Annotated in this window: 13 protein-coding genes; 8 read left to right on the top strand and 5 right to left on the bottom strand. The window is 55.5% G+C overall.

Annotated features, from left to right (window positions below; all coding sequences use genetic code 11):
* A partial coding sequence (locus AC5S3R_RS19920; RefSeq protein WP_494268946.1) for an HNH endonuclease occupies positions 1-314 on the top strand: 314 nt, incomplete at its 5' end.
* 859 nt (positions 315-1,173) lie between these two features.
* On the opposite strand, the gene AC5S3R_RS19915 is transcribed toward AC5S3R_RS19920, so the two are convergent.
* From AC5S3R_RS19915 to AC5S3R_RS19905, 3 genes are all read right to left on the bottom strand, one after another.
* Positions 1,174-1,623, bottom strand: coding sequence for a hypothetical protein (locus AC5S3R_RS19915; RefSeq protein ID WP_494268945.1), 450 nt, complete (start codon positions 1,621-1,623; stop codon positions 1,174-1,176).
* Between the two features lie 126 nt (positions 1,624-1,749).
* Positions 1,750-2,631: a LolA-like protein gene (locus AC5S3R_RS19910; protein WP_494268944.1), complete on the bottom strand. Its 882-nt coding sequence runs from the start codon at positions 2,629-2,631 to the stop codon at positions 1,750-1,752.
* Between the two features lie 51 nt (positions 2,632-2,682).
* Positions 2,683-3,477, bottom strand: coding sequence for a glycosyltransferase family 2 protein (locus AC5S3R_RS19905; RefSeq protein WP_494268943.1), 795 nt, complete (start codon positions 3,475-3,477; stop codon positions 2,683-2,685).
* A gap of 83 nt (positions 3,478-3,560) precedes the next feature.
* Between AC5S3R_RS19905 and AC5S3R_RS19900 the strand changes: the two genes are divergently transcribed.
* The 4 genes from AC5S3R_RS19900 to AC5S3R_RS19885 all read left to right on the top strand — a co-directional run bounded on the left by AC5S3R_RS19900 (position 3,561) and on the right by AC5S3R_RS19885 (position 6,384).
* A complete protein-coding gene (locus AC5S3R_RS19900; RefSeq protein ID WP_494268941.1) occupies positions 3,561-4,247 on the top strand; it encodes an NAD(P)H-binding protein in 687 nt (228 codons plus the stop codon).
* A 118-nt stretch (positions 4,248-4,365) separates the two neighbouring features.
* A complete protein-coding gene (locus AC5S3R_RS19895; protein WP_494268940.1) occupies positions 4,366-5,562 on the top strand; it encodes a PP2C family protein-serine/threonine phosphatase in 1,197 nt (398 codons plus the stop codon).
* Positions 5,559-6,002, top strand: a complete 444-nt coding sequence (locus tag AC5S3R_RS19890) for an ATP-binding protein (protein WP_494268939.1) — start codon at positions 5,559-5,561, stop codon at positions 6,000-6,002. The genes AC5S3R_RS19895 and AC5S3R_RS19890 overlap by 4 nt, the downstream gene beginning before the upstream one ends.
* A 22-nt stretch (positions 6,003-6,024) precedes the next feature.
* Positions 6,025-6,384, top strand: a complete 360-nt coding sequence (locus AC5S3R_RS19885; protein WP_494268947.1) for an STAS domain-containing protein — start codon at positions 6,025-6,027, stop codon at positions 6,382-6,384.
* Between the two features lie 121 nt (positions 6,385-6,505).
* Here the strand turns inward: AC5S3R_RS19885 and AC5S3R_RS19880 are convergent, their stop codons facing one another.
* Together AC5S3R_RS19880 and AC5S3R_RS19875 are read right to left on the bottom strand one after the other, a co-directional pair.
* Positions 6,506-9,190: an ABC transporter permease gene (locus AC5S3R_RS19880; protein WP_494268938.1), complete on the bottom strand. Its 2,685-nt coding sequence runs from the start codon at positions 9,188-9,190 to the stop codon at positions 6,506-6,508.
* A gap of 1 nt (position 9,191) precedes the next feature.
* On the bottom strand, positions 9,192-9,527 hold the full coding sequence (locus AC5S3R_RS19875) for a PadR family transcriptional regulator (RefSeq protein ID WP_494268937.1): 336 nt from the start codon (positions 9,525-9,527) through the stop codon (positions 9,192-9,194).
* 137 nt (positions 9,528-9,664) lie between these two features.
* Here AC5S3R_RS19875 and AC5S3R_RS19870 point away from each other — a divergent pair, with 137 nt between their 5' ends.
* The 3 genes from AC5S3R_RS19870 (at position 9,665) to AC5S3R_RS19860 (ending at position 11,534) form a co-directional block, all read left to right on the top strand.
* Positions 9,665-10,846 (top strand): M24 family metallopeptidase, encoded by a 1,182-nt coding sequence (locus AC5S3R_RS19870; RefSeq protein ID WP_494268936.1) that lies wholly within the window; start codon positions 9,665-9,667, stop codon positions 10,844-10,846.
* Positions 10,847-10,944: 98 nt separating this feature from the next.
* Positions 10,945-11,355 carry a DUF6677 family protein gene (locus AC5S3R_RS19865; protein ID WP_494268935.1) on the top strand — a complete coding sequence of 137 codons (411 nt, stop codon included), beginning with the start codon at positions 10,945-10,947 and terminating at the stop codon, positions 11,353-11,355.
* A gap of 2 nt (positions 11,356-11,357) precedes the next feature.
* The gene (locus AC5S3R_RS19860) at positions 11,358-11,534 is read left to right on the top strand and encodes a hypothetical protein (protein WP_494268934.1); all 177 of its coding nucleotides are present in this window, start codon (positions 11,358-11,360) and stop codon (positions 11,532-11,534) included.
* Positions 11,535-12,061 lie beyond the last annotated feature (527 nt).

Below are 12,061 nucleotides of genomic sequence, written 5' to 3'. Positions count from 1 at the left end.
CCCGCGCCCTCTCGCGCAAAAACATCCTGCTCCGCGACCGCAACACCTGCCAGTACTGCGGCGTAGTGCTGCCGTCCAATGAGCTCACACTCGACCACGTAATCCCGCGCTCCCGTGGCGGCAACTCCACCTGGGAAAACCTCGTAGCCTGCTGCCACGGCTGCAACCGTCGCAAAGGCAACCGCATGTTGCACGAAATGGACGACATGAAGCTGGCCCGTGAGCCCCGCTCCTTCTCGCTCCACACCAGCCGCCAGATCATGCGCATGCTGGGCCGCGGCGACGACCGCTGGCGCAAGTACCTCTTCTATTAAGCCGCGCCCGCTCGCGAAATCGGCATCAACGGTTTTCGTAACAAGGCGCGCCCACTAGCCGGGCCTCAGGTAGGCTGAGGTGTTTTAGGTAGGCCGGGGATTTATCCCCGGCAATAGTGCCGGCCATATCGTATTAAAAGGACAAAGCCATTGAAGAAGGGTACGGGCTTTAGCCCGTACATCAGTCATACTTACAGAGTCTTGGGGCTTTAGCCTGAGATATGCTTTTCCAACCTCAACCGCCCCCCAAACAATCTCTCAGGCACCGCCAATTACCCTCCCCCCAACTGCCCTGTGGGAAACTTTTGTCAAGCCCCCTCCGACCCAAAAACCCCGCAACCCCATGAAAACAAAAGCGAAAAAACCTCTTCCAGATTTGCGCTCAATTATCTCGAATTTGCTAAGCTTAAAGGAGTAGAGAAAACGGCCCGGTTCCATTTGGAACCGGGCCGTTGGTCATTACAGGCCGCAAAAAGTTTTTTTCGGGCCATTTTTTCTGAAAAGTAACCACTTTTCCCCGACCTGTTAACGAATCAATAAACAACAAATTTCGCAGTTATCCTATTGATTCTAAGAATGCTATGCGAACTATTTAGGACGACATGGATATTGGACGTAAAAGTAGGCCGGGGATTTATCCCGGCAATCAATCTAAAAAAACTCTGAACCCACAGCCAAACCCAGAAAAAAGGAAAGAAATTTTATTTTTTCCGCAAAGTAACCACTTTTCGCCAACCTGTTAACCAATCAATAAACACCAAAATCCATACATATATCATTATTTTCCAACACTATACGGGAATCATCACGCAGCCGAAGACATTGAGTCCTAAAGGTAGCCCCGGCAATAAATGGCCACCTAGCTATGCGGCGTATTGGCCAGCACTGTCTCCATCGCTGTCAGATCTACATTTAAATCCAGCCTGAGCAAAATCCATTCCTTGCCTGTGCGATACGCAATGAATTTCGCAAAGTGCGGTTGCTGCTCGTAATTGAGTGCCAGGTAGAGAATGCGAATGCGCTGTGTAACATCCTGCGTGGCAATCACTTCAAACCCCTGATATTCGCCGTCATGCTGTTTGAACATAAGCAGGGTGCCGTTCACGACCCCCCGCGACAGCGCGGAATCTTTCAGCCATGCAGCTTCCGCATCATCCGTAAGACCCCGTCGCAGGGCATCGAGCCCATCCAGAATGTTCTGCGGAACCTTGTTAAGCCCATCGCGATGTAGGGCAGCGCTTTGCGCCGTCGCCAAAACCGGCGTAGACAAAGACAAGCCCAGGCAGAGTAAGAGAGCAAGCGCACGCATAATGTCTTTCGTTCTACAGCATCCAATTGGACACCCGTTGCCCGAAGGACGCAACCAGTCCCTCAGACGCTCAGCCACAAAGCTTGTGTATTTCTGATCCCTGAAACCTGACCCCTGATCTCTGTCTTACTGCGGCTTTTTAGGAGTCGCCGGTTGTCCTTCAGGAGCTTCGCCGCCCACATCCACAATCCGCATTGACGAGCCGAACTCCTTGTAGTCGGTGTACTTGATAATGGTGCGAAGGTGCACATCCTGCGCCATCGAGCCATGCCCGCCGGAAAAATGCAGCACACCTTCCGCCCGCGTATACACCGGAAACCAGTAGTGCCCATCAATCTGCTGCCGCCACGTCATAAACGGCGGATGCAGGTCTTCATTGCCTTTGCGCGTGTCATCGGGAACCATCCGCCCGTTCGTCACCACAATCTGCAGGTCATCCGCATCCACCCAGATGCGCCCTTGAAAATAGCGGTTCGGCTTCACAATCTGCTTCGGGCTTACCTCAAAGACGTAGCAGTCAATCTCATCCACTTTCTGCCGCCCCACATATTTCACGTCGTACTTGGTAATGTCCTCGGCAGTCAGCACAAACGGATACCCATGCTGAATATCCTGCATATCCGAAGGCGTCATAATCACGTGCTCCAGCGTATTGCCCGGCGCAAAGACGGTGCGCTCCGTGCGCTTGCCATCGGGGTCGAAAATAACATCGTCCACCTGGTACCACTCGCCGTCCACCTTGTTGTCATCGTCCACGGTCTGCACCCGCGCCGCCCGGCGATAGGTGTAGTGGTTCAGCGCCTCGCGAAACTCCGATTCCTTCGCAGCAAACTTCTTGATGATGTCTTCCGCAGGCGTAGTCGGCGGCGTCAAATCAATCCGCCCAAACCCCGCATCCAGCGCCATGGGCGTAAAGCTGTCCTTATCCTGCGCCGCGCAAGGCACAGCCGCACTCAAACCAAGCGCCGCACCCAGCAATACCACCAGAAGATTTCCCCGCTTCACCATCACCTCAACCAAACCGTCCTAAAGGTTAGACGGAACACCTGCAAGCAGGTTCTACTCGTCCTTCGTCTTTCGTCCCTCACCCCTCGCTGCAATCCACCATGCTTTAATGAACTTCCAGTGGATGTAAACCGAGTGGTTAATATGCAGCAGCAGCCCTTCGCGCCCATCCAGAAAGCCCAGCCGGAAGATGTAGTTATAGAGAAACGTAGCCGCCGGATTCAGCACCGCATTCCACACAAACGCAAACAGCGACCGGCTATTCTTCCCGCGCTTATCCAGCAGCACGGCAATCTCCGAGCTGTACCTGTTCATGTGTTCGAGATAAACCACCAGGTCCGGATACGCATAATGCAGCATGTCATGCTTCAGCGTGCCCTTCGGCCCTTCAAACTGCGGCGTCGAGTGCGGGCCCACACCCTCGCTCAACCGCGCCGCGCCACGCTTAAAGAGCCGCAGCTTGTGGTCGGGATAAAACCCGCCATGCCTCATCCACCGGCCCAGAATCAGGTTCAGCCGCGGAATCCAGTACGCGCCATAATGCGGCTCATCCGCAAGAGTAGCCTTGATTTCCTCCTGCAGCTCCGGCGTCAGCACCTCATCCGCATCCAGCAACAGAATCCAGTCCATCGTGCACAGGTCCAGGGCCACATTCTTCTGCTCGCCGTGCCCGCCAAAGGCGTGATAGCTCGTCTTCGCGCCATACGACTGTGCAATCTCCAGCGTCCTGTCCTTCGACCCGGAATCGACAACGATGATCTCATCCGCCCACTTCACGCTTTCCAGCGTACGGGGCAGATTCGCCTCCTCGTTCATGGCAATCATGGCAACTGAGAGTGTCTTACGCATCGGATTCGAGAATAAAGCATTGCATGCAGCCACCGCGCCTGTCCGCCGTCACCACAGGTTATAACCAGAAAGAGGAGAAGCCCATGCGAATCGTAGTTTTCGGCGCAACAGGAATGATCGGCCAGGGAGTTCTGCTCGAATGCCTGCGCGACAAGGAAGTCACACAGGTCACCGCCATCGGTCGCACCGCCGCCTCGGAATCCAATCCCCAGCTTCGCGACTCACGCCTGCAGGAGGTCATTCACAAGGACTTCCTCAACTTCTCCGCCATGGAGCCGGTCCTCAGCAATCTCGACGCCTGTTTCTTCTGCCTCGGCGTCTCATCTGCGGGCATGAACGAGGCAGACTACACCCGCATCACCTATGACTACACCATGGCCGCCGCCGAAACTCTCAGCCGTCTCAACCCCGGCATGGTCTTCGCCTTTGTCTCCGGAGCCAGCACCGACTCCACAGAGAAGGGAAGAACCATGTGGGCCCGCGTCAAAGGTCGTACGGAAAACGCACTCCTCCGCCTGCCGCTCAAGGCCTACATGTTCCGCCCCGGCCTGATTGAAGCTCGCGACAACATCCAGTCCCGCACCCCCGCCTATCGCGTCGTCTACACCTATGCGTGGCCGTTAGTGCGCTTCCTCCACTGGCTTCTGCCGCAATATGTCCTCGACACCCGAGAAATCGGTCAAGCCATGCTCGCCGTAGCCCGGCGTGGCTACCCCAAACCCATCCTGGAAACACAGGACATCCGTGCCGTTCTCAACGCAGCCTCCTGACGCAAAATTGCCTGTTCTAGCCTGGATTGCAAGCGTAGAACGAATCCAGCTAGGAGCTAGCGGCTAAAAGCTAAAAGCTGTTTCTCCGTGATACATTGAGATTCCACGGAGACTCCGCATGGCGCCACAGGTCGAACTTTCGGACCCCAACCCGACCGCGAATGGCCAGACACTGGACCTGCAGCAGCAAGTTGCGCGTCTCCAGGCCTTGTTAGAGGCATCGCGCCAGGTCCACTCGACAATCAGCGAAGAAGCAGTGCTCGAATCCGTTCTCCGCATCGTGGTTCGCGAGCTGGAAATGGCTGGCGCAGCTTTTCCCGGCGCAGGACTCAGCTATGGCCGCATCGATGAAGCCGATACAGCCAACCCCTGCTTTCCGCTCAATGACCGCGATGGCCGCTCAATGACGGACCTGGTGGTTGCCGCTCCGGAAGGTCGCACGCTCACCCTCTACGAATCAGATTTTCTGGAAGGTTTGGCGCTGCAAGCCGCCGTCGCTCTCGAAAACGCCCGCAACCACAAGCGCAATGTAGAGTTTGCCCGCCTTCAACAGGATTTGGACGCCGCCCGCAACATTCAGCGCTCGCTCCTGCCGCAGCGGCTACCGTCTGTCCCCGGCTACTCGCTTGGCTTCAAATCTGCCACCTGCTATGAAGTAGGCGGCGACTATTTAGATATCGTCGAGCTGCCTGATGGCGATCTGCTGCTTGTCGTAGCCGACGTAGCCGGCAAAGGACTGGCCTCCGCCATCGTCTCCGTCAGCTTCCGTTCCGCCTTCCGCGCAGCAGCCGCCAGCGGCCTCCCGCTCGCGGAAATTGCCGCCCGCATGAACCAGCATCACTGGCAGGAAGGCGAGGAATCGCGCCGCCGCTACGTCACAGCCATTCTGGCGCGCTTCAACCCCACCGCTGGCGAGCTTGAAGCCGTTAACGCTGGCCACAATCCCGGCTTTGTTCTGCACCCGGACGGCACGTTGCACCAGCTTGAAGCAGTTGGTACGCCTCTCGGCCTGCTTCCCGGCATGAGCTACTCCAGCGAGCGCTGCACTCTTCCGCCCGGTTCCAAGCTGCTTTTCTATACCGACGGTCTAACGGAAGCCTTCCACGGGGACGAGGAATTTGGTTCCGAAAGGCTGATAGACAACTTTTCTCAGTATCCGTCGGGCAAGGCCGATGATATTCTCGTTGCATTGTGGACGGCCATTGAGAAATTCTCCAATGGCAGCCCGCAATCGGATGATATGACAGCGCTTGTGCTGTCGCGAGTGGAGTCCAACCCATCCGGGTTTAATAGTACCGGGGAGGTTTTGGCGTGAGCGGAAAACCAACCAGCGTAGAAGTCCGCCTGCCGTCGCGGCTCGGCTACGAAAAAGTAGCCATGAGCACCGCTGCCTCCGTGGCCAAGCTCATGGGCTTCCGCGAAGACCGCATAGAAGACCTCAAGACCGCCATTGCCGAGGCCTGCATCAATGCCATCGAACACGGCAACAAGTTAAATGAAGGCCTGCAGGTCGGCGTCTTACTCAGTGCCGGCGAAGACGCCCTCGAAATCAAAGTTCTCGACGATGGCCGCGGCATCCACACCCTTCCGCACAAGCCGGACATCGACAAGAAGATACATGGCGAAGAAGACCCGCGTGGCATGGGTATGTTCTTAATCCAGGCCCTGGTGGACGAGGCCGAGTGGGTTGCCGGCCAGAACGGCAAAGGCAGCTACGTCCGCCTCGTGGTTCGCCTCGACCCACCTACCCAATAAAGCTTTATGGAGAAGATTGAACGTGCAGACCGATACCAAGTCCAAAGTTGACCAGATTACCTCCGCGGCAGGCCAGCCTGTCAGCGTGCTCCGCTTTGAGGGCGATATCGCCAGCACTTCCAAGGAAGCCGTGCTCGGTACCTATCAGGCGTTGCCCAAGGCTACCGTCAAAAACATCCTGCTCGACTTCACCAAGGTTGATTACATCAACTCAAGCGGCATCGCGCTGGTGATTCAGCTTCTTATTGAAGCATCGAATGCCGGGCAGAAGGTACTGGCGTACGGTCTCTCGCCTCACTTCACCAAGGTCTTCACCATGGTCGGCATCACCAAGTACGCCGGTCTCTTTCCCGACCAGACCGCTGCGCTCGCAGCTCTCTAATTTCCAATCTATGGCGCAATGAACAAAAGGTAGGCCGGGGATTTATCCCTGGCAATCAGCAGCAGAAACAGAAATGGCCTTCAGGCCCTGAGGTTTTGCTGTTGTCCTTGCTTTCTAGCCCCTATTCATACCTCAGCGCTACCATCGGATCCACCCGCGAAGCACGCCGTGCTGGAAAATACCCCGCAATCACTCCAACAACCAGCAGCACGCCGATGGCGACAGCAATACTAAGCGGATCTTTATCCTTCAACCCGAAAAGCATGTGCGTGACCAGCTTTCCGCCCGCCAGCGTAACCGGCACGCCAACCGCGATCCCCAGCAGCACCATCACGGCAATCTCGCGCATCACCAGCCAGCGCACGTTCGATTGCGCCGCGCCCAGCGCCATGCGGATGCCAATCTCATTCGTCCGCTGGCTCACGATGTACGACATCAACCCATAAATCCCGATGCACGAAAGAAATACCGCCAGCCCTCCAAAGAAGATAGAAAGCTGCGCCACCACCCGCTGGTTTGTCACTGACCGTGCAACTTGTTCGTCGAGTGTCGTTACATCTGTAATCGGTAAGCTGTGGTCAATCGAGTGAATCGTCTTCTGTACAGCGTCGGCAATGGGGCCGAAATTACCTGTGTACCGCACGCTGAAGTCATTCAGATATCCGCTCGGAATCTGCACGTGGGAGATGTAGTCAATAGGCGTCGTTGCTTCATCCAGGCTGCCAAACTTCACATCCTTCACAACGCCCACAACCTGCACCAACGCGCTATTTGTGTCTCCCAGATGGTAGCTCTTGCCAATCGGAGAGCCTTCCGGAAACAGCGTCTTCGCCATGTACTCGTTGATAACCGCCACGTGTGGAGACTTCGCTGTATCCTGTGGCCCAAAGGTACGTCCCACGACCAGCGGAATCCGCATGGTAGCAAAGTATCCATTGCCGACAACGTTGTGCTTTACATTCGCGTCATAGTTCACGGCCATTCCCGGTACGGTGATCCAGCCATTCCAACTGCCTTCATGAAACACAAAGTCAGAAAAACTTGCTGCACGCACCCCTGGCAATGCGCTTACCTGCTCCTCAATCTTCTGGAACAGTTCCGTGAGCCGAGGCTCGTCTCTCTTGTACCCGACAGAGCTCTCGTCGATCTGCATTCGCAACACATTCTCACGATCGAACCCCGTATCCACGTTCGTCAGGTTGATTAGGCTTCGCAGAAACAAGCTCGCGCCTACCACCAGCACCAGTGAAAGCGCCACCTGCAATACCACCATCGTGCGGGCCAGCAGATTCTTCGTGCCGCCCTTCACCATGCCGCGCCCTTCCTTCAGCGTCTCCGTAAGCTCTACATGCGTCGCGCGAAAGGCCGGAATCGTTCCAAACAGCAGCGCCGTGGCCACTGTAATGCCTAGCGTAAACAGCAGTACCGTAGTATTGAGTTTCACTTGCAGTGGCACCACTTCGGGGCCATCCGAAACCATACGCAGCAGCAGTTGGCTTGCGCCCATAGCAAAAACAACTCCCAATGCGCCGCCTGCAAGTGCAAGAATCAAACTTTCTGTTAGCAGTTGCCGGATAATCCGTCCGCGCTGCGCCCCAAGCGCCTGGCGGACAGCAATTTCTCGCGCCCGCGCCGTAGCCCGCGCCAGCAGCAGATTCGCGATGTTCGTGCACGCAATCAGCAACACCAGAGCCACAATACCCATCAGCAGTTGCAGCGGCTCCGAGAACTGCCTTCGCAGCCATGAAATCCCCGTCGCCATCGGCGTCAGCGGTACATGCGCGTTGTTCAGGTTCGTCAGCTCACGCTGGGTCGGTTTCCTGTCTGTAAAGCTCAGATAAATCTGCCGGAACAGCACATTTATATTCGCCTTTGCCTGCTCCGCCGTAACACCCGGCTTCATGCGGCCGATGATGTACAGCGATTCTGAGAAATTGTTCTTGTACCCATCGTGGTGAGGCGGCACAGACTTCATCATCGAAAGCGGAACCCAGATATCCGGCGCATCGCCCACTGTTGTTCCGAAAAAATCCGTCGGGGCAACGCCCACAATCGTGAATATCGTGTTGTCCATCTTCAGTGTGCGCCCCATTACTGCTGGATCTTTGCCCATCGCGTGTTTCCACCACGCATCGCTCACTACCGCTACAGGATGGTCACCTTCCGAGTTGTCATCCGCATCGCTCAATACACGCCCTAGCTGTGCTTCCACACCCAGCGTCGAGAAATACGTGCCTGAAACAAGCTGCACTCTCATTGGTATAGAGGTGGTGTCATTTCCGATAAAGCCGTGAATGATATTTCGCATGCTGAAGATGGCGGCAGTTTCGGAGAATATTGAGTTCTGCTTTTGAAACTGGCGATAAAACGGATAGGAGTAGAGCAGAGTATTTCCAAACGCATTACTGATGCCGTTGTCCTCCGCCGTCCCCAGTAGCATTAGCTGCTGCGGCTCCTTCACCGGCAGCGAGCGCAGCAGCACCGCATCCAGCAAACTGAAAATCGCCGTATTTGCGCCGATGCCGAGAGCTAGCGAGAGCAGTGCGACAATCGTAAGTGATTTGCTCCGCAGCATCGAACGCACGCCGTAAGCGGTGTCTTGCAGAAAACTTTCCAGCCAACCAGCTACGCGGATGGTGTGGCTTGTTTCTCGCTGCTGCAATGCAAAACCAAAAGCGCGGCGTGCTTCGATGGGGTCGCGCCCCTCCGCGATTGCTTCCTCGATGTGTGACTCAAACTCTTCTGCAATTTCGCGGTTGACTTTATCCCCGCGAAAGACATTTCCAATCCGCGACCAGAGCGACATATTAAGCCTCCAGCAAGACTCGATTGATGGCTGAACTGATGGCAGCCCAGCGCGACTCTTCCGCTCCTAATTGTTTTTTGCCGGCAGCCGTTAGCTCGTAGATGCGCGCGCGTCGGCCACTCTCTTTCTTGATCCACTCGGCTCGAATCCAGCCGGCTTCTTCCATGCGGTAGAGCGCCGGGTAGAGTGAGCCTTCCTCGGCGCGCAGCACTTCGTCCGAAATATCCGCAATGGCTGCCATGATGGCGTAGCCGTGCAGCTTGGGCCTGCGCGAAAGAATCTTCAGCACAAGCAGGTCGAGGGAACCCTGTAGCGAATCTGTTTTTGCTTTTGCCATACTTAGACGTCTTTATATAGATGTCTAAGTATAGTGTCAACGGGAAACGCATCCAGTTTTTGTCAGCTTTATGTCAAGCGAGACTGGGATTTGTCCCTGGAGGGATGCTTGTCGCCGCAGAGAACTAAAATCTGACTATGAACCTGACGGCTATTCAAACAGCCCTGCGTGAAGCCAACTACGACGGCTGGCTTTTTTACGATCATCACCACCGCGATCCCATCGGCGAGCGCATTTTGGGGCTGGACCCGAAGGCGCATATTACGCGGCGGTATTACTATTTCATTCCCGCGAATGGTGAGCCGCAGAAGCTTGTGCATCGCATTGAGCAGGGGCGGTTGGATTCGCTGCCGGGGAAGAAGCTGCAGTACTCGAGTTGGCAGGAGCTTGCCGCGGGGCTGGAAAGCATTCTTGCGGGTTCGACGAAGCTGGCCATGCAGTACTCGCCGAACAACACAATTATGTATGTTTCGATGGTGGATGCGGGAACGGTGGAGTTTTTGCGTTCGATTGGCAAGACCATTTTTAGTTCAGCTGATCTTGTCAGCCAGTTTGAGGCTGTGCTGACGGAAGAGCAGAAGGCCACGCATGCGGTTGCGCAGAAGGCGATTGACGCCGTGCTGGCTGAGGGCTGGAAAGAGATTGGGCGGCGCTTGCGGCCTGCGAATGGCAAGGCGGGCGTTGTTACCGAGTTCGACATGGTGCAGTGGCTCAGCGAGGGCATGCGGCGCGAAGGGCTCATCTGGGAGAACGGGCCGAATGTCAGCGTGAATGAGAACAGCTCGGACTCGCACTATGAGCCTACGGCTGAAAAATCTTCTGCGATTCATGAGGGCGACTTTCTCCTTATTGATATCTGGGGCAAGCTGGATAAGCCTGACGCGATTTTTTACGACATTACGTGGACTGGCGTGATTGGGCGTGAGCCTACGGAACGTGAGCAGCTTGTGTTTACTACGGTTCGTGATGCTCGGGATGCTGCTATCTCTGTAATTGAGGCTGCTTTTGCCGCGGGCCGCACGGTTCACGGCTTCGAGGGCGATGATGCGGCGCGGGCGGTGATTCGCAACGCTGGTTTTGGCGAATACTTTACGCATCGCACGGGGCACAACATCTCGCTGGAGATTCATGGGCCGGGTGCGCATCTCGATAATCTTGAGACGCATGATGAACGGCTGATTCTGCCGAATACGTGCTTCTCGGTGGAGCCGGGAATCTATCTGCCTGAGTTTGGCGTACGTAGCGAGATCGATATGCTGACGTCACCGGGCGAGGCTTGGGTGACTGGTGCGATTCAGAGGGAGCTTGTTCGTATTTAGGCTTCAGATAACGGGTTACAGGTGGTAGCTGGCAGATACATCGTGGTTTTGCTGTCACCTGTAACCTGTCCACTTTCCACTGGTATAGTCAAAACAGCATGGCAACTCCACAAATCAACGGCGCTTCGGCTAAGGCATCAGGGAATCAGGGCTTTGTGTATCTGCCTCTGATTGCCGGGTGGCTGGTTCCGGGCGCGGGACATTTTCTGATTGGCAAGTGGGGGCGCGGCGCGGTGCTGGCTGCTTCCATCCTGGGCATGTTTGTGACGGGGCTGGCCATGCAGGGCAAGATCTACGGCAACTTCCACGACATTCTGGAAGCGCTGGGCATGGTGGGCGACCTCGGCAACGGACTGCTCTTTGTGGTTGCCCGCGCTGCCGGGCTTGGCGCGACGGATGTGCAAGTGACGGCGCAGGACTGGGGCACGCGTTTTATCGTGGTTGCCGGGCTGCTGAATGTGATTGCCGCGGTGGACGCGCATAACCTGCGCACGGGGAGGAAGGCTTAGGAATGCATCCTTCTCACTTCACTGCCGTGGCGCTGTTTGCGCTTTTTGCCTCTGCCGTTTTTGGCGTCACCATGCGTGATACGCCGAAGAAGATGCTGCGGTATGGCATCTACTGCTTCGTGCTCTTTATCGGCTCAACTATCCTGTTGAGCTGGATTATGTACTTCATCGCACACTAGGTGGTGCTGCGCGCACGGCGGGCTGCGGCTTTTGGCCGCCTGTCTTGTGGGATTTGAGAGCCTCGGCTATGCCGGGGCTCTTGTTTTGGTTAACACGTTTATTTTGTTTTATATATGGAGCGGTTTGGGTGTTTATTGATTCGTTAACAGGTTTGGGAAAAGTGGTTACTTTCTCAAAAAAATAAAATTTCTTTCCTTTTTTCTGAGGTTTGAGGTGGGTTCACAGTTTCACAGTCCCGGTATCAAGAGGGGGGCCTCCTGCCTGATGCGCAGAGATTCAAAAACATGTCTCAGGGGCTAAAGCCTCAGTGCTTTCTTTTGGCCTTGATTGCCGGGGATAAATCCCCGGCCTGCTTTTTGTTTCTAATGCGCCCGGTGCTGTTGGCTTTCTCGTAATGCGTTTTAAATCAATTGGTTAGGTGCGGAACTTGGTGCTTATTGATTGGTTAACAGGTTTCTGAAAAGTGGTTACTTTTCAGAAAAAATAGCGCGAAAAAACTTTTTTGTGGTCTGGAAAGACAGAAAGC

This window comes from Occallatibacter sp. FHG110214_02 (assembly GCF_059115385.1).
This window is presented reverse-complemented; position numbering and strand designations above follow the sequence as displayed.

What these genes read in the sequence shown, in the direction of transcription:
- AC5S3R_RS19915 (WP_494268945.1), bottom strand. Translation starts at nt 1,623, where the DNA reads ATGCGTGCGCTTGCTCTCTTACTCTGCCTGGGCTTGTCTTTGTCTACG.
- AC5S3R_RS19910 (WP_494268944.1), bottom strand. Translation starts at nt 2,631, where the DNA reads ATGGTGAAGCGGGGAAATCTTCTGGTGGTATTGCTGGGTGCGGCGCTT.
- AC5S3R_RS19905 (WP_494268943.1), bottom strand. Translation starts at nt 3,477, where the DNA reads ATGCGTAAGACACTCTCAGTTGCCATGATTGCCATGAACGAGGAGGCG.
- AC5S3R_RS19900 (WP_494268941.1), top strand. Translation starts at nt 3,561, where the DNA reads ATGCGAATCGTAGTTTTCGGCGCAACAGGAATGATCGGCCAGGGAGTT.
- AC5S3R_RS19895 (WP_494268940.1), top strand. Translation starts at nt 4,366, where the DNA reads ATGGCGCCACAGGTCGAACTTTCGGACCCCAACCCGACCGCGAATGGC.
- AC5S3R_RS19880 (WP_494268938.1), bottom strand. Translation starts at nt 9,190, where the DNA reads ATGTCGCTCTGGTCGCGGATTGGAAATGTCTTTCGCGGGGATAAAGTC.
- AC5S3R_RS19875 (WP_494268937.1), bottom strand. Translation starts at nt 9,527, where the DNA reads ATGGCAAAAGCAAAAACAGATTCGCTACAGGGTTCCCTCGACCTGCTT.
- AC5S3R_RS19870 (WP_494268936.1), top strand. Translation starts at nt 9,665, where the DNA reads ATGAACCTGACGGCTATTCAAACAGCCCTGCGTGAAGCCAACTACGAC.
- AC5S3R_RS19865 (WP_494268935.1), top strand. Translation starts at nt 10,945, where the DNA reads ATGGCAACTCCACAAATCAACGGCGCTTCGGCTAAGGCATCAGGGAAT.
- AC5S3R_RS19860 (WP_494268934.1), top strand. Translation starts at nt 11,358, where the DNA reads ATGCATCCTTCTCACTTCACTGCCGTGGCGCTGTTTGCGCTTTTTGCC.